We start from the raw sequence: 25,394 nt of genomic DNA, 5'->3' as shown, positions 1-25,394 counted from the left end.
ATACCCAAGAAAAACCCTGGAATCTTCTGTTCTGCGTGTTTAATTTCGCAGGGCAGGGACAGAATATATACAAGCTATGGAAGGATGGACAGTCAATGGAGTTCGATAAAGCAAAATTTATGGAAAAATTAAAAGAGCTGGTAGCATACGGCAAAAAGAAAAAGAGCGTCCTGGAATATCAGGAAATCAACGACTTTTTCCGCGATATGCCGCTGGACGCGGAGCAGATGGAGAAGGTATTTGAATACCTGGAGGCAAGCGGCATCGATGTACTGCGTCTCTCAGACATGACCGAGGATCCAAATGCGGCAGACCGTGATCTTCTCCTTCTGGACGACGATGACATCGATCTTTCTGAAGAAGAAGAGATCGATATGGAGAACATCGACCTTTCCGTTCCGGAAGGCGTCAGCATTGAGGATCCGGTCCGCATGTACTTAAAAGAGATCGGTAAAGTGCCGCTTCTTTCTGCAGAGGAAGAGATCAAGCTGGCACAGAGAATGGAAGAGGGAGATGAGGAAGCAAAAAAACGTCTGGCAGAGGCAAACCTTCGTCTTGTTGTTTCGATTGCAAAACGTTACGTAGGCCGTGGGATGCTGTTTCTGGATCTGATTCAGGAAGGTAACTTAGGTCTTATTAAAGCGGTGGAAAAATTTGACTACCGCAAAGGATACAAATTCTCTACGTATGCAACGTGGTGGATCCGCCAGGCGATCACAAGAGCGATTGCAGATCAGGCGAGAACAATCCGTATTCCGGTTCATATGGTAGAAACGATCAACAAGCTGATCCGCGTTTCCCGTCAGTTACTGCAGGAGTTAGGCCGCGAACCTACGCCGGAAGAGATCGCAGAGGAGATGCATATGTCTGTGGAGCGTGTCCGCGAGATCCTGAAAATTTCCCAGGAGCCGGTTTCTCTTGAGACTCCGATCGGCGAGGAGGAGGACAGCCACCTCGGTGACTTCATCCAGGATGACAATGTGCCGGTACCGGCAGATGCGGCAGCATTCACGATGCTGAAAGAGCAGCTGGAGGATGTCTTAAGCACACTGACCGACCGTGAGCAGAAGGTTCTGCGTCTCCGTTTCGGACTCGATGACGGCCGTGCGAGAACCCTCGAAGAGGTTGGTAAAGAGTTTAATGTTACAAGAGAGCGTATCCGTCAGATCGAGGCGAAAGCGCTCCGTAAACTGCGCCATCCGAGCCGTTCCAGAAAGCTGAAAGATTACCTGGACTAATCTGCGAGGAAGAAAAGGACGACAGGAAAATGCAGTTATCAAAAAGACTTTCCGCAGTAGCGGAGTTTGTCACCCCGGGCGGCTGCCTGGTCGATGTGGGAACGGATCACGGTTATGTGCCGATTGCGCTGCTGGAACAGCAAAAAATTTCCTCCGCAATCGCCATGGATGTGAACCGCGGACCGCTGGAGCGGGCCAGGGAGCATATTGCGCAGTACCAGATGGGGGACTACATAGAAACAAGACTTTCCGACGGACTCCATGCCCTGCGTGCGGGAGAGGGTGATTCTCTTCTCATCGCGGGCATGGGCGGCGGGCTTACCGTAAGAATTTTAAGCGAAGGTGAGCCGCTGCTGTCCGGTTTTCGGGAGCTGATCCTGGAGCCGCAGTCGGATATCGACCGCGTGCGTGCATGGCTTCTGGAACACGGATTTTTCCTTGCACAGGAGAATTTTGTAGAGGAGGATGGAAAATATTATCCGATTCTGCGGGCAGTGCCAGGGGAAAAGGAGAATCTGAAGGCGGAGGAGCTTTTCTATGGACCGCGCCTTCTGGAAAAGGAAAATCCGGTGCTGAGGGAATACCTTCTGAAACAGCAGGAGCAGAACCAGACGCTGATCCGCCAGCTTTCGGATCACTCCAGTGAAAAGGCAGCACAGCGCCTTTGGGAATTAAAAGAAAAAGAGGCAGTACTGGAATCTGCGCTTGCGCGTTTCCATACGATGTAACGACAGCGTTTGCACAAGAGGGGCGTGTCTGAAAATTTCAGCAGTTGTAATTTTCGGGCGCGCCTTTTCTGTCACTTCTGAATTTTCAGAAAGTTTTGCAAGAAGGAGGAATTACAATTGATTCAGGTAACAATTGATGGAAAAGGATACGAATATCCGGAAAATTGCTCTTATTATGAGATTGCAAAGGATTTTGAAAAAACAATGGACGCGCCGATTGTCCTTGTGAAAGTGGACGGACGGCTGCGGGAGCTGCACAAACAGCTGAAAAAAAAATGTGAACTGGAATTTGTGACAACGAAGGATGAGATCGGACATAAAACGTATCAGAGGAGTCTTTCTCTTCTGCTGGTAAAAGCGGTGTATCATGTGGGAGGCTACGATAAGATCCGCCATGTGATGCTGCATTTTTCGGCGGGTTCGGGCTTTTTCTACACGGTGGACGGCGATATCACGCTGAATCAGGCGTTTTTGGACGAAGTAAAAGCGTATATGCATGAACAGGTGGAAAAGGCGGTGCCGATTTATAAGCGGAGTGTCGATACGCACGAGGCGAGAGAACGGTTCCGGCTGCATGGCATGACGGATAAAGACCGCTTATTCCGTTACCGCCGTGTCTCCCGTGTGAATCTGTACAGTCTCGGGGATTTTGAAGACTATTATTATGGATTTATGACGTATGATACGAGTTATCTGAAGTATTTTGATCTCTATTTATACGATGACGGCTTTGTGCTGCAGATGCCGGAGAAAAAGGCGCCGGAGACGGTGCCGGCAGCGAATCTCTCCCCGAAGGTGTTCCAGGTGCAGCGGGAATCGGAGCGCTGGGGTGAGCAGATGGGAATTTCCACGGTTGCCGACTTAAATGAACGCATCACGAAGGGCAATATTCAGCAGATGATGCTGATTGCGGAGGCGCTGCAGGAGCAGAAAATCGCGAAGATTGCGGAGCAGATTGCGGAAAGAAAGCAGGTTAAATTTGTGCTGATTGCGGGTCCGTCTTCCTCCGGAAAGACGACGTTCTGCAACCGGCTGTCGATCCAGCTTTCGGCGCATGGTCTGACGCCGCATCCGATCAGCCTTGATAATTACTATGTGAACCGGGTAGATACGCCGCGGGATGAAAACGGCGACTATGATTTTGAATGCCTGGAAGCACTGGATATCGAGCTTTTGAACCGGGATATGACAGCACTTTTGAACGGAGAGCGTGTGGAACTGCCGTATTTTAATTTTAAGACGGGCAAGCGCGAGTACAAGGGGAATTTTATTCAGATGAAGGAGACCGATGTGCTGGTGCTGGAGGGAATTCACGGGCTGAATGAAAAACTGACATGGTCGCTTCCTTCGGAAAGTAAATTCCGGATTTATATCAGTGCGCTGACGCAGATTAATGTGGATGAACACAACCGGATTCCGACGACGGATGGCCGGCTGATCCGGCGTATGGTGCGTGACAGCCGGACACGGGCGACGTCGGCGAAGGAGACGATTGCGATGTGGCCGTCGGTGCGCCGCGGGGAAGATCGTAATATTTTCCCGAATCAGGAGAAGGCGGATGTGATGTTCAATTCAGCGCTGGTGTATGAGCTTTCGGTGCTGAAGCTGTATGCGGAGCCGCTTTTGTTCCAGATTGAGGAGGGAGAGCCGGAGTACCAGGAAGCAAAGCGGCTGCTGAAGTTTTTGGATTATTTTGTCGGAGTGCCGATTGAGGATATTCCAAAGAATTCGATTCTGCGGGAGTTTGTGGGCGGAAGCTGTTTTGATGTATGAGAGGCTGCTTTGCGGGATCTGTGATTTGGGGGATGGACAACAGAGAAAGTTTGTGATATGATTATTAACTGTCTGATGTTCCGTTTTTGACAAAGTAAGATATGTAATCGCGGCTGGCAGGACCGAAAGGGGCCAGGTGAGGAAAGTCCGGGCTTCGCAGGGCAGGATGCCGGATAACGTCCGGCGGAGGCGACTCCAGGGATAGTGCAACAGAGAGATACCGCCAGGTTTTTCCTGGTAAGGGTGGAAAGGCAGTGTAAGAGACTACCGTTTCTCTGGTAACAGAGAAAGCCATGTAAACCCCATCCGAAGCAAGACCGAATAGAAAACGTATATGGCTGCCCGTCATGTTTTCAGGTGGGTCGCTTAAGGGGACTGGCGACAGTTCCATTGGATAGATGATTACACACGACATAACCCGGCTTATCGTTTTGCTTTGCTTAAGACGGAAATTCAGGCATCTGGATAAAATAAGTACGCCGGGAACGGACACGAGTGGATTGTGTTCGTTCCCGGCGTACTTATTTTATCCGGCCATCCGGCGCAAGCCGCACATTCCCGCGGACCGCTGCATGGTGTGAAAAAAATGCATGTCATGAAAGAAAAAATAAAGGAGACAGCAGGATGAAAGTGATATTGGCTTCGGGGTCACCCAGAAGAAGAGAGTTGATGGAGATGTTGGGAATACGGTGTAAGGTTCAGGCTTCAGGGGCGGAAGAAGTTGTGACGTCTGCGGAACCGGAGAAGGTTGTGGAGGAGCTTTCACGGCTGAAATGTCTGGATGTTGCGGAGATTACCGAAGGGGATGCCGTTGTGATCGGGGCGGATACGGTTGTGGCTTTTGAAGGGGAGATCCTTGGCAAGCCGAAGGGGATAGAACATGCCAGAAGTATGATGCAGCAGTTGCAGGGAAGGGTGCATCAGGTGTATACTGGAGTTACGATTGCGGTAACAGAGGGGGACGCAAAGCGTGTGGTATCGTTCTGTGACCGCACAGATGTAGAGTTTTATGCGATGACAGAGGAGGAGATAAACGGGTATCTTGCTCTTGAGAAAGAGGGGGAGGCTCCTGTGTGGTCGGATAAGGCTGGAGGATACGGAATTCAGACGGTGTTTGGGACAAAGTTTGTGAAAGGAATCCAGGGAGACTATTATAATGTGATGGGACTGCCGGCGTCCCGGGTTTATCATGAGTTGAAAAATCTGGGCGTTCTGGAATAGAGGGAGGTAAGAGAAGATGAAAAAGTTTTCGGAAATTGAATACGTAAGGCCGGACATGGAGGCAGAGCAGGAAAAAGTAAGAGCGTATACGAAGGCGCTCAAAGAGGCAAAATCATATGAGGAGCTGCGCGGACTTTTTATGGAAGAAAAAACGCGCGAGGATGCCTGGGCGACAATGGCGGAAGTGGCGCAGGTAAGATATACGGTGGACACCAGAGATTCGTTTTATGAAGGAGAGGTTCAGTTCTGGAATGAGACGATTCCGGCGATCCATCTGCTGATACAAAAGGCAGAGAAGGTGATTCTGGAGTCTCCGTTTATCAAAGAGTTTGCAGAGGAGTTCGGGGAATTCTTTGTGAAGAATATGGAGGTTGGCCAAAAATTAGCGGACGACTGTATCGTGGAGGATCTGATCGAAGAGGCGAATCTGACGCAGCAGTACAGTAAAATTACGGCGAATGCTTCGACGGAATTTAAGGGCGAAACGTGTAATTTTTATGGATTGCTGAAGGCGATGCAGAGTACGGACCGCCAGATGCGGAAAGAGGCGATGACGGCATGGGGAGATTTGTATGAAGAGATTTCCGGGGAGCTGGATGCGCTGTATGACAAGATGGTTCCGCTGCGCGATAAAATTGCGAAGAAGCTGGGATTTTCTTCTTACATTGAATTTATTTACCTGAGCTATGGAAGATACGATTATACGGCGGAGGATGTTGCAAAGTTCCGTGCGCAGGTGAAGGAGAAGATTGTACCGCTCTGCCTGGAGCTTCGGAAGGAGCAGGAGAAACGGCTTGGAGTGGACAGGCTGCATTATTACGATGAGGAGCTGATTTTCCCGGAAGGAAACGCGGTTCCGGAAGGAACGACGGAGGAACTGGTTGCGAAGGCGCAGAAGATGTACCATGAGCTGTCGAAAGAGACGGGTGAGTTCTTTGATTTTATGGTGGAGCATGAGCTGTTTGACCTGGAGACGAAGCCGGGAAAACAGACAGGCGGTTACTGCACATTTCTGAATACGTTCAAGGCGCCGTTCATCTTCTCCAATTTTAATGGTACGAGCGCGGACGTTGATGTTCTGACTCATGAGGCGGGCCATGCGTTCGAGGCGTATACAGCGGCAAAACAGATTCCGTTTATGGATATGGTATTCCCGACAAGCGAGGTGGCGGAGATTCACTCGATGACAATGGAGCATTTCGCATACCCCTGGATGAATGCATTCTTTGGAGAGAAAGCAGATGATTACCGTTATGCGCACCTGATGAGCGCGCTGGAAGTGATTCCGTACATGGTATGTGTGGATGAGTTCCAGCATAAGGTATTTGAAAATATCGGCATGACGGCCAAGGAGCGCCGTGCGATCTGGCATCAGTTAGAGCTGACCTATATGCCATGGAGAAATTATGACGGCCACAAGTTCCTCGAGGAGGGCGGTTTCTGGATGCAGAAGCAGCATATCTTTGTGAACCCGTTCTATTATATTGATTATGCGCTGGCACAGATCTGTGCTTTCCAGTTCTTTGAGCGTTCCAAAAAAGAGCCGGAAAAGGCGTGGGGCGATTATTACCGTCTCTGCCAGGCAGGCGGAAGCAAGGGATATTTTGCACTGCTGGAGCTGGCCGGACTGAAGAATCCGTTCGTGGATGGAACGGTGGAAGAAGTCGTTGCGGGACTGAAGCCCTATTTAAAACGAAAAGTAAAGTATACGATCCGTCCGGTAAAAGAGGAAGATCTGAAAAAGGTAGCCGAGGTGGAGGCGCTATGTTTCCCGGCTGCCGAGGCGGCAGGTTATGAAGACTTCATGGAGCGGTACAAAACCTGCAAAAACAGCTTTTTTGTAGCGGAAACTGAAGACGGCGAAATCGCAGGCTTCTGCAATGGCTGCTGTGCGGATACCGATTATCTGGCGGATGCACTCTACCATGACGCCACGCTGCACAACCCGGACGGTGATTATCAGATGATTTTCGGACTGGACGTCAATCCGAAGTTCCAGAAACAGGGCATTGGAGAAGCACTGATGCGTCATATGGTAAAAAGCGCAGGAGAGCGTGACAAAAAAGCCGTTGTTCTTACGTGCAAGGATCATATGATTCCATTCTACAAAAGGATCGGATACGAATATATTGAACTTTCCGACTCGACACATGGCGGTGCAAAATGGCATAAGATGATGTACCGTTTCTAAAAAAAAATGGAAAGCAAAAAGGGCAGAACAGGGAGATACGAAATTTCTCTGTTCTGCCTTATTTTTCAAAAAAACAGGGCCCTTAACGAAGGCTTTTTCTCAGTAACGGAGTAAATTTCAGAAAAAAATACAAAAAAATAGTAAAAAAGCAGTTGACATCTAACGTACGTTAGCATATACTAACAACTGAAATAGAGATGAAACTCATTATCATACACAGGAGGTAATTGACTATGCCTTTAACGATGGCAAATCCAGGCGAATGTTACACAATCAGAAAAGTTGGCGGAAAAGAAGAGACCAGAAGATTTCTTGAAAATCTTGGCTTCGTCGTTGGCGGAAACGTGACAGTCGTATCGGAAATCGACGGCAATCTCATCGTGAATGTGAAAGATTCCAGGGTAGCCGTTGGAAAAGATATGGCAGCCAAAATCCTGATTTGATAGGAAAGAAGGAGAGAAGATGAAGACTTTAAAAGAGACTTCCGTAGGAGAAACCGTTAAAGTTGTAAAACTCAACGGTTCCGGTCCGGTCAAAAGAAGAATCATGGATATGGGAATCACCAAGGGTGTTGACGTATTCGTGCGCAAAGTTGCTCCGCTCGGCGATCCGGTCGAAGTAACCGTCAGAGGATACGAATTATCCTTAAGAAAAGCAGATGCCGAAATGATTGAAGTAGAGTAAATTTTTTTGTCTGCTTGTTAGCGGATGCTAACAAAAGCAAGCTGTAGCCAATATTGGTAAGGCTTGTGAAGTTATTAAAATCAGTAAAAATCAAAGAAAGAGGGGCATGGAAAAAATGGCAATTAAGATTGCACTCGCAGGAAACCCGAACTGCGGTAAGACAACATTGTTCAATGCACTGACAGGCTCCAACCAGTTCGTAGGAAACTGGCCAGGTGTAACCGTCGAGAAAAAAGAAGGAAAGCTCAAAGGCCACAAAGATGTCACCATCATGGACCTTCCGGGTATCTATTCTTTATCTCCGTATACACTGGAGGAAGTGGTAGCCAGAAATTACCTGATTAATGAAAGACCAGATGCGATTCTGAACATCGTAGATGGTACCAACATTGAGCGTAACCTGTATCTGTCCACACAGATCATGGAACTTGGTATTCCGGTGATCATGGCTGTCAATATGATGGATATTGTTGAAAAGAACGGAGACAAAATACATATCGACAAACTGGCGAAAAAGCTGGGCTGTGAAGTTGTAACCATCTCTGCGCTGAAAGGAACCGGAATCAAAGAAGCTGCTGATAAAGCAGTGCAGATTGCACAGAAAAAAGGTGCTGCTGTACCAGTTCATGAGTTTGACAAGGATGTGGAGGCAGTCATCCGCACCGTTGAGAGCAAACTCGGAAGTGATATTGTAAATGAGCAGAAACGCTTCTTTGCAATCAAACTTCTGGAGAAAGATGATAAGATCACAGAGCAGATGAAATCCGTTCCGGATGTATCTGCCGAGATCAAACAGCTGGAAGACAAATTTGATGACGATACCGAGAGTATTATTACAAACGAGCGTTACGTTTATATTTCCAGCATCATCGGTGACTGTGTCACAAAGAACAAGAAAAACGCCATGACAACATCGGATAAGATCGACCGGATCGTAACTAACCGCTGGCTGGCACTTCCGATCTTTGCAGTTGTTATGTGGGTTGTATATTATGTATCTGTCACAACAGTAGGTACTTTTGTAACGGACTGGACCAACGATGTACTCTTTGGAGAGATCATTCCGCCGGCCATTGAAAATCTGCTGAACGCGATCCACTGCGCTGACTGGCTGCAGGGTCTGATCCTGGATGGTATTGTTGCCGGTGTTGGTGCCGTACTTGGATTCGTACCGCAGATGCTGGTACTGTTCCTGTTCCTGGCATTTCTGGAGTCCTGCGGTTACATGGCGCGTGTTGCATTCATCATGGACCGTATCTTCCGTAAATTTGGACTTTCCGGAAAATCCTTCATTCCGATGCTGATCGGAAGTGGTTGCGGTGTTCCTGGTATCATGGCTTCCCGTACCATCGAGAATGACCGTGACCGTAAAATGACCATCATGACAACAACGTTTGTACCTTGTGGAGCAAAACTTCCAATCATCGCCCTGATCGCAGGCGCTCTGTTTAATGGAGCTTCCTGGGTTGCACCAAGTGCTTACTTCGTTGGTATCGCAGCAATCATCTGCTCCGGTATCATTCTGAAAAAAACAAAACTGTTCGCTGGCGATCCGGCTCCGTTTGTTATGGAGCTTCCGGCTTACCACTGGCCGACGGTAAGCAACGTTCTCCGCAGCATGTGGGAGCGTGGCTGGTCTTTCATCAAAAAAGCCGGTACGATCATCCTGATGTCTACCATCGTTCTGTGGTTCCTGATGAACTTCGGATGGGTTGACGGATCCTTCGGAATGCTGGAAGCTGAGCAGTTAAATGACAGTATCCTGGCTTCCATCGGAAGCGTGATCGCTCCTCTGTTTGCACCTCTTGGATGGGGCGACTGGAAGATGGCTGTTGCAGCTGTTTCCGGATTGATCGCAAAAGAGAACGTTGTTGGTACCTTCGGTATCCTGTTCGGCTTTGGTGAAGTTGCAGAAGACGGTGCCGAGATCTGGGGACAGCTCGCAGGAAGCTTATCTACGGTAGCAGCTTATTCCTTCCTGGTATTCAACCTTCTGTGCGCACCGTGCTTCGCAGCAATGGGTGCAATCAAACGTGAGATGAACAATACCAAATGGTTTTTTACTGCAATCGGATATCAGACACTGCTTGCCTATGTTGTATCCCTGTGCATTTATCAGATCGGTAACCTGTTCATCGGCGGCGGTTTTGGAATCGGAACGGTAGTTGCTGTTCTGCTCATCATTGGATTTGTATATCTGCTGGTAAGACCTTACAAAGAGAGCGCAACTCTGAGCGTTTCCACCAACAAAATGTTCAGCAAATAATTGCTGTGACAGATAGAGAACATGTATCTGATGAAGAGTCCGTATCCGGCATCCGCTGCAGGATGCGGACTCTTTTGAAAAGAAAGGAGTTGTTTCTATGGGAACTTTTATCACACTTGTAGTCGTTGTTGGTCTGGTAGGACTTGCAGTACGCAGTATGATTAAAGATAAAAAAAGTGGCAAGGGAAGCTGTGGTGGTAACTGCGGGCAGTGCAAGGGACATTGCGACTGACAGGACAGGAATCATCATCAGGAGGTAGAACGTATGCCGCAGGAACAGACAAAGCATGAAGCCAGAAATTATCACAGAACACAGATGAAGCGAGAACTGATTATTCAGAAGCTCCGGGAACAGGGATGCAGAATAACCAGACAGAGACGGATTCTGCTCGATATTATCCTGGAAGAGGAGTGCTCCTGCTGTAAAGAAATTTACTATAAAGCTCTGCAGAAAGACAGCAGCATCGGGCCTGCTACGGTGTATCGCATGGTGAATACACTGGAGAGCATCGGTGCAATCAGCCGCAAAAATTTTTACAAGATTGCCTGTGGAGAAGAATGCTTCAAAGATCAGGGCTGTACCGTAGAACTGAGCGATCATACCATCTGCCGCTTAAGCGGAGAGATGTGGATGGACGTGATGAAATCCGGACTGAAGGCAAAGGGCTATATTCAGAATCAGGATATTGAAAATGTGATTGTTTCAGCGGTGGAAGGCTGAAAAACGGGGAAAACGGGTGAAAATTCCTTCCGTTTTCCCTGTTTTAATGAAAATAATTATCAAAAAGAACTGTACGTATTGTCTAACCGAGCAGGTGAGTGCTATACTGTGAACCACAGCGGGGGAAGATGTAAAATTCAGGAAAAATTTATTTTAACAATAGGAGGAAATGTAATATGACAATCAAAGATTTAAAACATCCAGGACTTTTCGCAGCAGGAGTATTATTCGGAACAGCAGGTATCAAAGCACTGTCCAGCAAGGATGCGAAAAAACTTTACACCAACTGCACCGCAGCTGTTCTTCGTGCAAAGAAAGTTGTTATGGATACGGTAACGACCATCCAGGAGAATGCGGAGGACATCTATGCTGACGCAAAACAGATCAACGAAGAGCGTGAAGCAGCAGAAGAGGCAGTAGAGGATGTAGCTGAAGAGACAGCAGAGGAAGCTGTTGAAGCAGAAGCAGAGGATACGGTTGAGGCATAAGCTGTACACAGCAACATCTGATTTACGTCGTATTCATACGGAAAAAACAAAACGCCTGCAGAATTCTCTGCAGGTGTTTTTCTAGGAGGCATAAGATTTGAAATTTTATATTAAACACGAAAGCAGAGGCAGAATCCGAATCCATCTGGCACAGAAGCGCATGTCCTCCGTACAGGCAGAGACACTGCTGTACTATCTGCAGAATCAGAACCAGGTATCTTTCGCGAAGGTATATGACAGAACCGGCGATGCCGTGATCTGTTACGAGGGAGAACGAGCCGCTGTGATTCGGATGATACAGCTCTTCCACTACGAGGAAGTAGAGCTGCCGACCGGACTGCTTGAGAGCTCCGGCAGAGCGTTAAACAACGAATATCAGGAAAAGCTGATCAGCAAAGTGATTTACCACTTTGGAAGAAAATGGCTTCTTCCGGCACCGATCCGTGCCATCTATACTACGGTTGTTTCCGTAAAATATATCTGGAAAGGAATCCAGACACTGGCACAGGGAAAGATCGAAGTTCCGGTTCTTGATGCAACCGCAATCGGTGTTTCGATGCTCCGCGGCGACTATGGAACCGCAGGCTCTGTCATGTTCCTGCTCGGCGTAGGAGAGCTGCTTGAGGAATGGACGCATAAAAAATCCGTCGGAGATCTGGCGCGCAGCATGTCGCTGAACGTCGGAAAGGTATGGCTGAAAAAAGACGGCCAGGAAATTCTCGTTCCGTCTGAAAAAATTGTTGCGGGCGACGAGATTGTCGTACATATGGGAAATCTGATTCCATTCGACGGCGAGGTATCCAACGGCGAGGGTATGGTAAACCAGGCTTCTCTGACCGGAGAATCTGTTCCGGTACGCCGTACCTTAGGTTCCGTTGTCTATGCGGGAACGGTTCTTGAGGAGGGCGAGCTTACCATTCTTGTGAAGCAGACCGGCGGATCCAGCCGTTACGAGAAGATTACCGCGATGATCGAAGAGTCCGAGAAACTGAAATCCGGACTGGAGAGCAAGGCAGAGCATCTGGCAGACCGTCTTGTACCGTATTCCCTTGGCGGAACGGCGTTGACGTATCTTCTGACCAGAAATGCAACGAAAGCACTCTCTATTCTGATGGTAGACTTCTCCTGTGCGTTAAAACTTGCCATGCCTATTTCCGTTCTATCTGCAATCCGCGAGGCAAACCAGCACAAGATCACCGTAAAGGGCGGTAAATTCCTGGAGGCTGTGGCGGAAGCGGATACGATCGTTTTCGATAAGACCGGAACACTGACAAAAGCGCAGCCGACCGTAGCAGAGGTGGTATCCTTCAGCGAAACAAAGAGCCCGGATGAGCTTCTGCGCATCGCAGCCTGCCTGGAAGAGCATTTTCCGCATTCCATGGCAAAAGCCGTAGTAGACGCGGCAAAAGAGAAACATCTGGATCACGAGGAGATGCACTCCAAAGTAGAATATATCGTTGCACACGGTATTTCTACAACGATCAATGGCGAAAAAGCGATTATTGGAAGTTATCACTTCGTATTTGAGGATGAGAACAGTATCATTCCGGAAGGAATGGAAGAGAAGTTCCGTCATCTGCCGGAGGAGTATTCTCATCTCTATCTTGCCTTAGAAGGTGTACTTGCAGCAGTTATCTGCATTGAGGATCCGCTTCGTCCGGAGGCGGCCGAAATTATCCGTCAGCTGAAAAAAGCAGGTCTGAAAAAGATCGTCATGATGACCGGAGACAGCGAGCGCACGGCAAAAGCGATCGCGAAGAAGGTCGGCGTGGACGAGTACTATGCTGAGGTACTGCCGGAGGATAAGGCAAACTTTGTGGAGAAAGAAAAAGCAGAGGGACGTAAAGTCATTATGATCGGTGACGGTATTAACGATTCACCGGCACTTTCTGCCGCAGACGTTGGAATCGCCATCAGCGAGGGCGCAGAGATTGCGCGTGAGATCGCGGATATCACCGTTGCCGCAGACGATCTGGCAGAAATTCTGGTGCTTCGTATGCTGAGCAACCGTCTGATGAAACGGATTCATAAGAATTACCGCTTTATCGTTACGTTCAATGCCGGACTGATTCTGCTCGGCGTGGGCGGCATTTTACAGCCAACCACTTCCGCACTGCTTCACAATACATCTACTCTTTACATTGGCTTAAAGAGTATGGGTAACCTGCTGGACGAGCCGGTATAAAAAACAGAACAGAATAGCAACGGGAAAGCCGCTGGAGTCTTCTTCTTAAGATTCCAGCGGCTTTTTAACAAAAGCAGGGAAAGTCTCTGCTTCCATTGCGAATATTCTTTCACCAGCGTGATGTGAAAAAGAAAATGATACAATTTTCTCAAGAAAAGCCGGAAAAATTTGCAGGATATCCTTGACAAAATCCGACAAAAACGGTATGATATACCCAACAGTTAGATGTAGCTAATTAAAGTACAACGGATAAAACCAAAAATCATACGGGATCCCGGTAGAGGGATTCTTTCTTAAAACACAGGAGTTAGAATAAACTAATTTCAAGTAGCATAAGATAACAACAGAAAGGCAGGTAGAGAAGATGAGTGTCGTAATTATCGGTGGAAATGAAAGAATGGTGTGTCAATATACAGATATCTGTAAAGACTATGGATGTAAAGCAAAGGTGTTCCCGAAAGAGCATGGCTCCGTTAAGAAAAAAATTGGGAATCCGGATCTGATGATTCTCTTTACCAACACCGTATCCCACAAAATGGTCATCACTGCTTCCCAGGAAGCAAAGAAAAACAATATTCCGATCGCAAGAATCCATACCAGCAGTGCCACCGCACTTCGCTCGGTATTAGATGAGCACTGCGCAGCAGCAATGTAAGAAGGAGACGTAAAAGGCATGATTGAGAGATTTCTGATCGAACACTGTTCGGCAACGCTGGCTTCCATCAAAGCCGCAAATTTATGTAATATGACATTTTCATCCAAAGAAGAACTGGAAGATCAGATTTCATACTGGAGTGCCTGTCTGGAACCAAAAGGAATTCACATCTTTGTATTGCGGGAGCATGAGACGAGAGCACTGGTCTATGTGTACCGTGAAGGGCTTCTCCAGAAGGAGCTGGAAAATCCGGAGAATGCAGCGTTTTTAAAATCCTATGGATATGAAAATACAGACATTGCCTATGCACTGAATCGCCTGAAAACCCGGGTAGCAGAGTGTAAAGAAGGATTTCCGCATGAGATCGGTGTGTTTCTCAACTATCCGCTCGGTGATGTGATCGGTTTTATTGAGAACAAAGGCCACAATTATAAATGCAAGGGATGCTGGAAGGTCTATTGCAATGAGTGCGAAACACAGAAAACATTTCAGCGCTATCAGAAATGCAGAAACGTGTATCTGCGTCTCTGGAAGCAGGGAAGAAGCGTTTTACAGCTCACCGTAGCTGTTTAACATAAAATCCTGCATACCATAAAAAGGGCAGTAGGATCGGGGAAAGAAAAATCCCCCGGAATCAGAAAATAAAGAAAGAAGGATTTGAAACATGAGCAAAGTAGCAGTAGTTTATTGGAGTGGAACCGGCAACACAGAAATGATGGCACAGAAAGTAGCAGAGGGAGCAAAAGAGGCAGGCGCAGAAGTTTCTGTTCTGACTTGCGCAGATTTCTCTGCGGATGATGTAGATGCATACGATGCAATCGCTTTCGGATGCCCGGCTATGGGGGCAGAAGAGCTGGAAGATACCGAGTTCGAGCCAATGTTCTCCGCATGTGAATCCAAACTCTCCGGAAAGAAAATCGCTCTGTTCGGTTCCTATGGATGGGGAGACGGCGAGTGGATGCGCACCTGGGAAGAAAGCTGCAAAAATGATGGCGCCGAGCTGGTATGCGACAGCGTGATCTGCGCAGACGCGCCAGATGATGAAGCTGAGGCAGCATGCATTGCACTTGGAAAAGCACTCTGCTAAGCATAAATAAAAAGGAAGAAAAAGCGGCAGCCCTTTTGTCTGGGACTGCCGCTTTTTTTTCGGACAGGGAGAAAGACTCGCTGTCATTTGGCTGTTAAAATTCGGTATCATTCGCATCGGATGGCCGTGACGGTTTTAAAAGAATTCCGTTGATTTCCACTTCATCGGCTGCCTCGATCAGAATATACGGTGTTCCGTCGATCGTACGGGTTTCGATGAGCTGGGCCTTTTCCGGGCTGACTTTGATGATAACATCCGGGGTGCGGATCTCGTAGTTCCGTGTACTGGCCACGTTCGAGGCAACGAAGCTTGCTTTCTCATCCGCAATGGATTCGTACTTCTCGTCGAACTCGTCAAGCTGTTCATTCGGTACGCCGCTGCTGGCGAGCAGACGTTTTACCTCGTGTTTATCGAGCACCACCGGTTCCGGATCGTCTTTCCGCTCTTCAATCATGGTATTTAAGTTCTCCTGAATGGTCATAACAGTAGAAAAATCACAGGCGGAATCGAGAGTTTCTTCTATAATAGACTGAAACGTTTCTTTCTGAGATTTCGCGGAAAGCGGCGCCTGACAGCCCAGGAAGTGGTCGAGAAAGTCCGGCTGATCCATCTCTGCGTTTTTCGTGAAATACAGCAGATTGTGGATATCCGTGTTGCGGTCTGTGAAGGCCGGGAAGAGAAAACCGTTTTCCGGTGCGCCGACCACCCAGTCCTGCACGCGGTTTTCAATCGTATTGTGGGACACATTGTAGCAGAGACCCGGTTTGTCGAGTTTTACCGGGCAGATGCTGCAGAGGATAAATTCATAGACGTAATCGGAAGCATCGTCCATATCCAGATTATCAGAAGCGCGTCCCGGTACATCGTAGGCACCATGGATCAGAATAATATAGTAGTTTTCCGGATAGAGATAATCCGCCATCACCTTTTCATAAAATTCATCAATCAGCGCTTCGTCCTTCAGCTCACTGTTGCGGAGTTTTAAGAGAAACTCCTGTGTGCCGCCCTCACTTTCCTGGGAGAGCGGGAACTCCATATTCAGCAGATTCTTTCCGATGGTACCGGAGAGGGTGCTTTTAAAAATCTTAAAATACTTAAACATTTCTTCCTCTTCGAGAGAGAGAAACGCTTCTTTTAATTTTGTCTTAATATTCTTTTCCGCATCCACATAGCATCCGCAGATTCGCGTGATCGCACAGTGGGATGGGGTAAACAGTTTTTTAATTTCGGCAATTTCCTTTTTGTTCATATAGAATGCTCCTTTATCAGCAATTTCGTATCTTAGACAAGTACTTTCTATTATAGACCATAGGGAAGGGAAAAGGCAAGAAAGAAAATAGCGACTATATCTTATTATACTTTAAATATAATTTCAAAAATCTTGACAGAGGTACCGATTCTGTTATACGATTAGGTCTAATAAAGGGGAGTAATTTGAGTTTGAAAATTTGCGTTTGCAAGTTTTCCGATTATTCAGCTACTTAAATGGATACGCATGAAATTAAGAAAAAGAGGAGAATGATAGTGGATATAAGTAAAAAATCTGTAAAAAAAATCCGGGAACTTATTGTGTTTACAGCATTTCTTGTGGTCGCACTGTGGAAGTTTAATGTGGTACTCGATGTGTTGAAAGCAATATGGGGGATCGTATTTCCATTTGTACTTGGCGGAGCGATCGCATTTGTGACCAACGTGCCAATGAGCTTTTTGGAAAAGAAAATTTTTGGAAGGGCAAAAAAAGAAAATAAGATCGTCGAAAAACTGGCAAGACCGATAAGCCTGTTCCTCACGATCGTATTTGCGGTTGGCGTGATTGTACTGGTGATGTTTGGTGTGATTCCGCAGCTTACGCGGACAATAGGAACCCTGATGATGAGTATCGCTGATTTTATTCCGCAGATGCAAAGCTGGATCCGGGAGTTTTCCCATAATAACCAGGAAATCATGAAGCTTGTAGATCAGGTACAGTTTAATCCGGATCAGGCGATCAAGTGGGGGATAAGCCTGCTTGGAAATGGTGCAGGAAATATGATGAATATCACAATGTCAGCAGTGGGTTCCATAGTTAGTGGATTGGCAGCCTTTTTTGTTGCATTTTCCTTTGCCTGCTATGTCCTTTTTCAGAAGGAAACGCTGCAGGTGCAGATTCGAAAAGTATTTTTCGCTTTTCTTCCAAAGGAAAAAGCAGATGCTTTTCTTAAAGTCTGCTCTCTGACTTATCAGACATTTGCAAATTTTCTTACAGGTCAGTGTCTGGAAGCCGTGATCCTTGGCTGTATGTTTGTTGTGATATTGAGCATTTTGAGGATGCCATATGCACTTTTGATCGGAGTTTTAATTGCGTTTACGGCATTGATCCCGATTTTCGGAGCCTTCATCGGGTGTGCAGTGGGAAGCTTTTTGATCTTTATGGTAAATCCGAAACAGGCAATTTTATTTATTATAGTATTTCTGGTGCTGCAGCAGATCGAGGGAAATCTGATCTATCCTCATGTTGTGGGTGAGTCTGTAGGGCTTCCATCGATTTGGGTTCTTGCAGCAGTTACGATCGGCGGAAATCTTATGGGAATTATAGGTATGCTTGTTTTTATTCCGTTGCTTTCCGTGTTCTATACTATTTTTCGGGAATTCGTATATCTGCATCTGAAAAAAAAGCATATCAAACAGGTGACAAAGACAGAAATAGAAGAAGATACGGCGGAAGAAATGGTAAATAGTGAGATACCAGAGGTGAAATGATAGAATCCCGTCTTTGACAGCTGTATGGTGATAAAACGGTTACAAACCCAGTAAATATGGGTATTGTGGCCGTTTTTTTTTGTAGATCATTATTCAACCGTCAAACTTCCGGGTGTTTTTATAGCAATCCCGGAAAATAATGCAAAAATTCAGCGCAGCAGAACGTGAATTACTGCGTCACAGATTTTCATGTCTTAGACAAGTACTTCCTATTATAGAGCACGGGGAAGGGAAAAGGCATGAAAAAAATGGACAATGGATATTACAACTGTCTTGTCACATGACAAAAGTTGTGGTATACTAAGCGCTAAAGTGTTAAAAAAATATCACTATTCAGGGTTCTGAATCGTTATAGTAAAAATAGGAAGGAAACAAAACCAATGGATACCAGAAGAGAAAAGCTGGAAACATTAAAGAAAGAAAAAAATGCCGTTATCATGGCACACTATTACGTGCCGGATGAGGTGCAGGAAATTGCCGATTACATCGGGGATTCGTATTACTTAAGCGACATGGCGACGAAAGTGGACGCCAGTGTCATCGTTCTCTGCGGCGTTCGTTTCATGGGTGAGAGCGCCAAAATCTTAAACCCGGGCAAAAAAGTACTGCTCCCGGATCTGCATGCCGACTGCCCGATGGCTCACATGGCAGCGATTGAAAAAATCGAGGAAGTCCGGAAAGAGTACCCGGATGTGGCTGTCGTATGCTATGTCAATTCCACCGCGGAATTAAAAAGTCATTCCGACGTCTGTGTCACATCCTCCAATGCAGTAAAAATTGTAAAAGAACTGCCGAACCACGACATCTTCTTTATCCCAGACGAGCATCTTGGTACCTATGTGGCTGAGCAGGTGCCGGAGAAACATATCATCTTAAATGACGGTTTCTGTCACGTACATGCTGCCATCCGTCCAGAAGCTGCAAAGGCTGCAAAGGAAGCGCGTCCGCAGGCAAAGCTTCTCGTTCACCCGGAGTGCAGAAGTGAAGTCGTTGCACTTGCCGATTACGTCGGAAGCACCGCAGGCATCATCAAATATGCCGAGGCAAGTAAAAATACCGAGTTTCTCGTTGCAACCGAGCTTGGCGTTTTCGCAGAGCTGAAAAAGCGCTGCCCGGATAAGAAGTTTTATGCAGTGGGAAATACGCAGATCTGCCCAAATATGAAAAAAGTGACATTGGACAAATTAATAGAAGCACTGGAAAATGAGGAGAATGAAGTTCTGTTAAGCGAACAGGAAATTTCAGACGCACATGCGCCGCTGTTAAGAATGCTCGAGCTTGCAAAGTAACAAAATAAGCAGAACGCAGAAGCGGAAAAGAGGAAATGAAATGAAAAAGTATTATGATGCAGTGATTGTAGGATGCGGTGTGGCAGGATGTTTTGCGGCACTTCATCTGCCCCAGGAAGCCGATATTCTGATGATAACAAAAGCAGATACCGAGGACAGCGACTCCTTCCTCGCACAGGGCGGTATCTGTGTTCTGAAAAACGAAGACGATTACGATGCGTTCTATGAGGATACGATGCATGCCGGCCACTATGAAAATACGCCGGAATCCGTCGACATTATGATCCGTTCTTCCCGAAATGTCATCAATCAGCTCATCGCCTGGGGTGTGGATTTCCGCCGCGATGAAAACGGGGAACTCTGCTATACGAAAGAAGGCGCACATTCTACCAATCGCATCTTGTTCCACGACGATGTAACCGGAAAGGAGATTACGAGCAAGCTTCTCGCGCAGGTAAAAAAGCTGCCGAACGTGACGCTTCTTGCGCACACGGAAATGTGTGATATTCTTTCCTGCAAAAATGTCTGCGAGGGTGTTTTGATCCGGGATGAAGAAGGAAAGCTGATTCCGGTTTATGCCAGGGATGTGATCTGGGCATGCGGTGGCATCGGCGGAATTTACGATAATTCCACGAACTTCCCGCATCTGACCGGAGATGCACTTGCAATTGCAATCCACAGGAACGTAGCACTGAAAAATGTCAATTACGTACAGATTCATCCAACAACGCTGTATTCCCAAAAGAAAGGCCGCCGTTTTCTGATTTCCGAATCTGTCCGCGGAGAGGGCGCTGTTTTGCTCGATAAAAACGGTGAGCGTTTCACCAATGAGTTGCAGCCGCGTGACGTGGTATCCCGTGAGATTCACCGCCAGATGGAAAAGGATCACACGAAGCACGTATGGCTTTCCCTGAAAACGATTCCGCTTGATGTAAAAGAACGGTTCCCGAATATTTACCAGAAATGTCTGGAAGAGGGATATGATATCACAAAAGAACCGATCCCGGTTGTACCGGCCCAGCATTACTTTATGGGTGGCGTCAAGGTAGACAGCAATAGCGAAACGACGATGGATCATCTGTATGCAGCAGGTGAGACGAGCTGCAACGGCGTGCACGGTGCAAACCGTCTGGCAAGCAATTCTCTGCTGGAGAGCCTTGTATTCGCAGAGCGCGCGGCAAAGAAGATGGCTGCCGAATGGGCCGCAGAGGGTCTTGTAGAGAACGCAGACCGCAAAGAAACGGCAACGGAGCCGAAGGAAGATGAATGGAAGCTCCTTGCAAAACGGTACGATATTAGAAAAGAAGATTACCAGGATATGGAAGAATATGCAGAACGCTGCAAAGAGAGCATCTGGGATGCGATCAGAAAGGAAGACAAATATGAATCCAATCACAAGAACACTAAATGTGGATAATCTGCTGCTGTTGGCGCTGCAGGAAGATATCTCCAGTGAAGATGTAACCACGAATGCTGTCATGCCAGAAGCCTGCCAGGGAACGGTACAGCTTCTCTGCAAACAGGACGGCGTCATTGCCGGTATGGAAGTATTTGCAAGAGTATTTACGCTGCTCGATGAGAAAACCGAGATTATTCCGTATGTGAAAGACGGAGATGAAGTCAAAAAAGGCGATCTGCTCGCAACCGTAAACGGCGATATCCGTGTTCTGCTGTCCGGTGAGAGAACCGCGCTCAATTATCTGCAGCGGATGAGCGGAATCGCAACGTATACGAGAAGCGTTGCGAAGCTGCTCGAAGGTTCCAAAACGACCCTTCTCGATACCAGAAAAACGACCCCGAATATGCGTATTTTTGAAAAATATGCAGTCAGAATCGGTGGCGGCCAGAATCACCGCTACAATCTGTCCGACGGCGTTCTGTTAAAGGACAACCATATTGGAGCTGCAGGCAGTGTCACAAAAGCGATCGAGATGGCACGCGATTATGCTCCGTTTGTGCGTAAGATTGAAGTCGAGTGTGAAAACCTCGATATGGTCCGCGAAGCAGCAGATGCAGGTGCCGACATTATCATGCTCGACAATATGACTCCGGCGCAGATGAAAGAGGCGGTAGCCGTCATCAACGGCAGAGCAAAAACCGAGTGCTCCGGAAATGTGACAAAAGAAAATATCGCCACTATCCTCGACACCGGCGTAGACTATGTTTCCAGCGGTGCACTGACGCATTCTGCACCGATTCTTGATGTATCATTGAAAAATCTGCATCCAATAGAATAAGTATAAAAATAGGAATCATTTCCTTATAGATATAAAAATCGCGAAATAAAAAAGCTTCTGTTCCTCCCGGAAAAAGGGAAGAACAGAAGCTTTTTTAAACAGGAAACTTCGTTGAATTTTCTTATAAAAAATTCTCCGGGTTTAGATTCCTTTTTTAAACAGGAGAAAGGAATATCCGATCGGAATCAAAACCAGCGCTGCGATCGTGAGAAATAAAATCCATTCAAGCTGCAGAAAGCTGTTTACGATCATGGCAACGCCGCCGATGATCCAAACCCAGCCGGCGAGGCGGTGAGTGCGGTTCCAGTTTTCCTGACTGTGAAGGGTCCATGGAACCTTGATGCCGGTTGTGTAGTTCTGTTTGCATTTTGGCATGTAATTGCCGATGAGAATAAAGAGAAGACCAACGCTTCCATTGACAACAAAACCGATATCAACTGCAATGCCGACTGCGTTTGCATAGATGGAGCAGCAGACGATCAGAGAGGTTACAGGTATGATCCACAGAACAAGACGGATCATCTTCGGGCCGATGTTCTGCCGCTTCGGATCAGAAAAAGTAAAACCAGCGGTAAAAATCTGCAGAGCGGCAAGAAGCAGAGGAATACCGATCACTGCCATCGTTTTACTGCTCCAGCCGTTGGGAACGTTGTTTGTGCCAAAATGGGTGGCAATGGTGTCCGGCATGCGATTCCAGAGCAGAAGTCCGATCACCATCGGAAAAAGAGAAATGAGTGTTGTCAGAATCAGTGTTGTTTTATATTTTTTCCACATCAGAAGTGCCTCCTTTGAGCTCTGAAATCCAGAGCATGATTTCTTCCAGGACGGAAGTGTTGAGTTCATAATAAATAAAATTTTTCTCCCGGGATTCCAGCACAAGGTCTGCTTTTTTCAGAATACCGAGATGGTAGGAGATGGTTGCACCTGTCATATCAAAGTGCGATCCGATCTCCCCGGCAGAAAGTCTTTCGTTTTTCAGAAGCTCCAGAATCCTTCGCCGGACAGGATCGGAGAGAGCTTTAAACGTTTCTGCGAATGCCATGGAAACCTCCTTTCCGGCAGTATGAATGCAAATTAATTAGAAATTTATCTAAATACTTTTTATCACAGGGAAAGCGAAAAGTCAATAAGCATTTCGAAAAAAATCTAAATAGTTTTATTGTTGATTTTGAGTTGCTATTTTCTGTAGAATACGCTACGATAAGGGTAAAGTTGTAGAAAAAGGGGGACAAAAACATGAAAAAACACCTGTCCGTGCGCTACGGCACGATACAGGGCTGCTACTGGATGGGATACGCGGCACTGATGGGGTATGCCAGCGTCTATCTTCTTGAAAAAGGCTTCACAAACACACAAATCGGCCTTCTGACGGCAGTTGGCTGTATCGTGTCAGCGGTTCTGCAGCCTGCGCTGGCATCCTACGCAGATCGGCCGGAAAGCCCGTCCGTACGAACAATGCTCCTTGGAGCGAACCTGATTCAGCTTGTTCTTATCATTTCCCTTGCTGCAACGGCAGAAAGCAGTTCTATGGTGGTAAGGACACTGCTGTACGGCGCAAGCATTACGATGCTGATGCTGATGATTCCGTTCGTTAATTCTCTTGGTATGGAGACGATCCGCCAGGGAGAGGAACTTGATTACGGAATCGGGCGCGGCATGGGTTCCGTTGCATATGCGATTGCATCATGGCTGCTCGGCCGGCTGACCGCATCCTTTGGAGCAGACATGATTCCGATCTGGGCTATCGCACTGACCATTCTTTTCCTCATCTGTGTATTTCGCTTTCCGTTTAAAAAGGACAGGAAAAAAGCAGAAGCAGAAAAAGAAGAGACAGGAGCAGCCGGTCCGGTCGATTTTCTGAAACGGTATCCGTCCTTCGTGGTAGTACTGCTTGGCTGCATTCTGATCTTTATGTCACATAGCCTGATTAACAGCTTCAATTATCAGATTGCAATGGCAAAAGGTGGTGGCAGCGGTGAGATGGGAAATGCGATGACCATCTCTGCAGTTTCCGAGCTGCCAACGATGTTTCTGTTCGGCTATCTGCTGAAAAAGAAGAGCAGTGTTTTCTGGTTCCGTCTCTCCGGCCTGTTTTTTGTCCTGAAAAGCATAGGAACCTTCCTGGCCTTTAATATTCCGACATACTACGCTGTTCAGCCGTTCCAGATGTTCGGCTGGGCGCTGATCAACGTCGCCTGCGTCTATTACGTGGACGGCATCATGGAGCCGCAGGATTCGATTAAAGGACAGGCATATATGGCGATGACCATCACCGCAGGAAATGTAATGAGCTCCCTGTTTGGCGGCTGGCTTATCGATGCAGCCGGTGTTGGCGCGATGCTGATCTGCGCATCTCTTGCGGCCTTCATCGGCTGGCTGATTGTGTGCCTCGGTTCGAAAGAAGCAAAAACTGCATAGGAAAGATAAAAGAAAGCGCCCGAAACCGAACGTGGTTCCGGGCGCTTTGCCGTACAGCTCTTATTTATTTCTGTTTCCTGTATACTTCTCATCACAGTATTTGCAACGGTAAACCTCTTTTTCCGGGTCAGCCAGGATAAAGACATGTTTTAATCCCTGCTCAATAGAGGTGATACAGCGCGGGTTTTTACATTTAATCACATCAACCACCTGTTTCGGCAGATGAAGTTCTTTTTTCTCCGTAATCTCGCCGTCTTTAATGACATTGACAGTGATATTGTGATCGATAAAGCCTAAGATGTCAAGATCCATCTTATCAACCGAACACTCAACTTTCAGAATGTCCTTTTTTCCCATTTTTTCACTTTTGGCATTTTTAATAATGGCTACGGTACAGTCCAGCTTGTCCAGTCCCAGATCATGGTAAATGGTCATAGCCTTTCCTGCTTTAATATGGTCGAGCACGAAGCCCTCTTCAATACGTCCTACGTTCAGCATAGCGAAAGATGCTCCTTTCTTAATCGACTTTGATGTTCAGCAGCGTCAGAATCAGGGCCATACGTGCATAAACACCGTACTGAACCTGTTTAAAGTAAGCAGCGCGCGGGTCATTATCCACGTCAACGGAGATCTCATTGACACGCGGCAGCGGATGCAGAACCAGCATTTCCGGAGAAGCAAGATCCATTTTGGACTGATCCAGAATATAGAAATCCTTCATGCGGATGTAATCATCCTCGTTGAAGAAACGTTCTTTCTGGACACGGGTCATATAAAGAACATCCAGCTTCGGGAGAACATCTTCCATTTTAATAACTTCCTCAAATGGAACATTGTTCGCCCGCAGCACATCATCACGGATGTAATCCGGGAGACGAAGCTCCTCCGGGGAGATTAATACAATTTTAATGCCGGTATAACGAACCAGCGCTTCAATCAGGGAATGAACCGTTCTGCCGAATTTAAGATCACCGCAGAAGCCGATGGTAAGATTGTTCAGGCGACCCTTTAAAGAACGGATGGTAAGAAGATCGGTAAGAGTCTGCGTCGGATGCTGATGTCCGCCATCACCTGCGTTGATCACAGGAATACGGGAGTACATCGATGCAACGAGCGGAGCACCTTCTTTCGGATGACGCATGGCACAAATGTTTGCAAAGCAGGATACCACGCGGATGGTGTCGGCTACGCTTTCGCCTTTGGAAGCGGAAGAAGAATTGGCAGAAGAAAAACCAAGAACAGTACCGCCAAGATTCATCATGGCAGCCTCAAAGCTGAGACGGGTGCGTGTGCTTGGTTCATAAAATAAAGTAGCAAGTCTTTTGCCATCGCAGGCATGTGCATATTTCTCCGGGCTCTTTTCAATATCATTCGCCAGATCCATTAACTGGTCCAGTTCTTCGACCGAGAAATCAAGGGGACTCATTAAGTGTCGCATATATTACCTCCTATGAAGATCCTTATTTTTGTTACA

The 25,394-nt window shown here is 47.0% G+C and carries 25 protein-coding genes and 1 other RNA gene; 21 read left to right on the top strand and 5 right to left on the bottom strand.

What is annotated here, in order from left to right:
- The first annotated feature begins 95 nt into the window (after positions 1-95).
- From rpoD to DW642_RS11875, 16 genes are all read left to right on the top strand, one after another.
- Positions 96-1,238 (top strand): RNA polymerase sigma factor RpoD, encoded by a 1,143-nt coding sequence (gene rpoD / locus DW642_RS11950; RefSeq protein WP_022462739.1) that lies wholly within the window; start codon positions 96-98, stop codon positions 1,236-1,238.
- Between the two features lie 29 nt (positions 1,239-1,267).
- A complete protein-coding gene (locus DW642_RS11945; protein WP_117510306.1) occupies positions 1,268-1,966 on the top strand; it encodes a tRNA (adenine(22)-N(1))-methyltransferase in 699 nt (232 codons plus the stop codon).
- A gap of 117 nt (positions 1,967-2,083) precedes the next feature.
- Complete coding sequence (locus DW642_RS11940; protein WP_242991187.1) at positions 2,084-3,739, top strand: nucleoside kinase; 1,656 nt, start codon at positions 2,084-2,086, stop codon at positions 3,737-3,739.
- A 91-nt stretch (positions 3,740-3,830) separates the two neighbouring features.
- Positions 3,831-4,181, top strand: an RNA gene (gene rnpB / locus DW642_RS11935) — RNase P RNA component class A.
- A gap of 182 nt (positions 4,182-4,363) precedes the next feature.
- Positions 4,364-4,960 (top strand): Maf family protein, encoded by a 597-nt coding sequence (locus DW642_RS11930; RefSeq protein WP_117510305.1) that lies wholly within the window; start codon positions 4,364-4,366, stop codon positions 4,958-4,960.
- Positions 4,961-4,976: 16 nt separating this feature from the next.
- On the top strand, positions 4,977-7,151 hold the full coding sequence (locus tag DW642_RS11925) for a M3 family oligoendopeptidase (protein WP_117510304.1): 2,175 nt from the start codon (positions 4,977-4,979) through the stop codon (positions 7,149-7,151).
- Positions 7,152-7,384: 233 nt separating this feature from the next.
- Positions 7,385-7,594, top strand: coding sequence for a FeoA family protein (locus DW642_RS11920; RefSeq protein WP_022462744.1), 210 nt, complete (start codon positions 7,385-7,387; stop codon positions 7,592-7,594).
- 19 nt (positions 7,595-7,613) lie between these two features.
- Positions 7,614-7,835, top strand: coding sequence for a FeoA family protein (locus tag DW642_RS11915; RefSeq protein WP_022462745.1), 222 nt, complete (start codon positions 7,614-7,616; stop codon positions 7,833-7,835).
- Between the two features lie 115 nt (positions 7,836-7,950).
- Positions 7,951-10,101, top strand: coding sequence for a ferrous iron transport protein B (gene feoB / locus DW642_RS11910; protein WP_022462746.1), 2,151 nt, complete (start codon positions 7,951-7,953; stop codon positions 10,099-10,101).
- A gap of 97 nt (positions 10,102-10,198) precedes the next feature.
- Positions 10,199-10,333, top strand: coding sequence for a FeoB-associated Cys-rich membrane protein (locus DW642_RS11905; RefSeq protein WP_022462747.1), 135 nt, complete (start codon positions 10,199-10,201; stop codon positions 10,331-10,333).
- A 33-nt stretch (positions 10,334-10,366) separates the two neighbouring features.
- Positions 10,367-10,822: a transcriptional repressor gene (locus tag DW642_RS11900; RefSeq protein WP_022462748.1), complete on the top strand. Its 456-nt coding sequence runs from the start codon at positions 10,367-10,369 to the stop codon at positions 10,820-10,822.
- 176 nt (positions 10,823-10,998) lie between these two features.
- Positions 10,999-11,310 (top strand): DUF6110 family protein, encoded by a 312-nt coding sequence (locus tag DW642_RS11895; RefSeq protein ID WP_022462749.1) that lies wholly within the window; start codon positions 10,999-11,001, stop codon positions 11,308-11,310.
- Positions 11,311-11,407: 97 nt separating this feature from the next.
- On the top strand, positions 11,408-13,495 hold the full coding sequence (locus tag DW642_RS11890) for a heavy metal translocating P-type ATPase (protein WP_022462750.1): 2,088 nt from the start codon (positions 11,408-11,410) through the stop codon (positions 13,493-13,495).
- 364 nt (positions 13,496-13,859) lie between these two features.
- Positions 13,860-14,150 carry a DUF2325 domain-containing protein gene (locus DW642_RS11885; RefSeq protein WP_022462751.1) on the top strand — a complete coding sequence of 97 codons (291 nt, stop codon included), beginning with the start codon at positions 13,860-13,862 and terminating at the stop codon, positions 14,148-14,150.
- Positions 14,151-14,168: 18 nt separating this feature from the next.
- The gene (locus DW642_RS11880; RefSeq protein WP_055228382.1) at positions 14,169-14,723 is read left to right on the top strand and encodes a DUF3793 family protein; all 555 of its coding nucleotides are present in this window, start codon (positions 14,169-14,171) and stop codon (positions 14,721-14,723) included.
- A 91-nt stretch (positions 14,724-14,814) separates the two neighbouring features.
- The gene (locus DW642_RS11875) at positions 14,815-15,237 is read left to right on the top strand and encodes a flavodoxin (RefSeq protein ID WP_022462753.1); all 423 of its coding nucleotides are present in this window, start codon (positions 14,815-14,817) and stop codon (positions 15,235-15,237) included.
- A gap of 94 nt (positions 15,238-15,331) precedes the next feature.
- On the opposite strand, the gene DW642_RS11870 is transcribed toward DW642_RS11875, so the two are convergent.
- Complete coding sequence (locus tag DW642_RS11870) at positions 15,332-16,486, bottom strand: DUF4317 domain-containing protein (protein ID WP_117510303.1); 1,155 nt, start codon at positions 16,484-16,486, stop codon at positions 15,332-15,334.
- A gap of 275 nt (positions 16,487-16,761) precedes the next feature.
- Here DW642_RS11870 and DW642_RS11865 point away from each other — a divergent pair, with 275 nt between their 5' ends.
- The 4 genes from DW642_RS11865 (at position 16,762) to nadC (ending at position 21,502) form a co-directional block, all read left to right on the top strand.
- Positions 16,762-17,976 carry an AI-2E family transporter gene (locus tag DW642_RS11865; protein ID WP_242991186.1) on the top strand — a complete coding sequence of 405 codons (1,215 nt, stop codon included), beginning with the start codon at positions 16,762-16,764 and terminating at the stop codon, positions 17,974-17,976.
- 380 nt (positions 17,977-18,356) lie between these two features.
- Positions 18,357-19,265: a quinolinate synthase NadA gene (nadA, locus tag DW642_RS11860; RefSeq protein WP_117510301.1), complete on the top strand. Its 909-nt coding sequence runs from the start codon at positions 18,357-18,359 to the stop codon at positions 19,263-19,265.
- A gap of 40 nt (positions 19,266-19,305) precedes the next feature.
- Positions 19,306-20,682 carry an L-aspartate oxidase gene (locus DW642_RS11855; protein ID WP_117510300.1) on the top strand — a complete coding sequence of 459 codons (1,377 nt, stop codon included), beginning with the start codon at positions 19,306-19,308 and terminating at the stop codon, positions 20,680-20,682.
- Positions 20,648-21,502, top strand: a complete 855-nt coding sequence (gene nadC, locus DW642_RS11850; RefSeq protein WP_117510299.1) for a carboxylating nicotinate-nucleotide diphosphorylase — start codon at positions 20,648-20,650, stop codon at positions 21,500-21,502. The genes DW642_RS11855 and nadC overlap by 35 nt, the downstream gene beginning before the upstream one ends.
- A gap of 141 nt (positions 21,503-21,643) precedes the next feature.
- On the opposite strand, the gene DW642_RS11845 is transcribed toward nadC, so the two are convergent.
- Positions 21,644-22,276: an SdpI family protein gene (locus tag DW642_RS11845; RefSeq protein ID WP_117510298.1), complete on the bottom strand. Its 633-nt coding sequence runs from the start codon at positions 22,274-22,276 to the stop codon at positions 21,644-21,646.
- Positions 22,260-22,544 carry an autorepressor SdpR family transcription factor gene (locus DW642_RS11840; RefSeq protein ID WP_055222119.1) on the bottom strand — a complete coding sequence of 95 codons (285 nt, stop codon included), beginning with the start codon at positions 22,542-22,544 and terminating at the stop codon, positions 22,260-22,262. Before DW642_RS11840 ends, DW642_RS11845 begins: the two co-directional genes overlap by 17 nt.
- Positions 22,545-22,738: 194 nt before the next feature.
- Between DW642_RS11840 and DW642_RS11835 the strand changes: the two genes are divergently transcribed.
- Positions 22,739-23,920 carry an MFS transporter gene (locus tag DW642_RS11835; RefSeq protein ID WP_117510297.1) on the top strand — a complete coding sequence of 394 codons (1,182 nt, stop codon included), beginning with the start codon at positions 22,739-22,741 and terminating at the stop codon, positions 23,918-23,920.
- 60 nt (positions 23,921-23,980) lie between these two features.
- Here DW642_RS11835 and DW642_RS11830 read toward each other — a convergent pair whose 3' ends face one another.
- On the bottom strand, positions 23,981-24,418 hold the full coding sequence (locus tag DW642_RS11830; protein WP_022462761.1) for an aspartate carbamoyltransferase regulatory subunit: 438 nt from the start codon (positions 24,416-24,418) through the stop codon (positions 23,981-23,983).
- A gap of 19 nt (positions 24,419-24,437) precedes the next feature.
- Positions 24,438-25,358 (bottom strand): aspartate carbamoyltransferase, encoded by a 921-nt coding sequence (gene pyrB, locus DW642_RS11825; protein WP_117510296.1) that lies wholly within the window; start codon positions 25,356-25,358, stop codon positions 24,438-24,440.
- Positions 25,359-25,394 lie beyond the last annotated feature (36 nt).

The organism is Blautia sp. AM23-13AC (assembly GCF_003435675.1).
GTDB classification, from domain to species: Bacteria; Bacillota; Clostridia; order Lachnospirales; family Lachnospiraceae; genus Fusicatenibacter; species Fusicatenibacter saccharivorans.
This window is presented reverse-complemented; position numbering and strand designations above follow the sequence as displayed.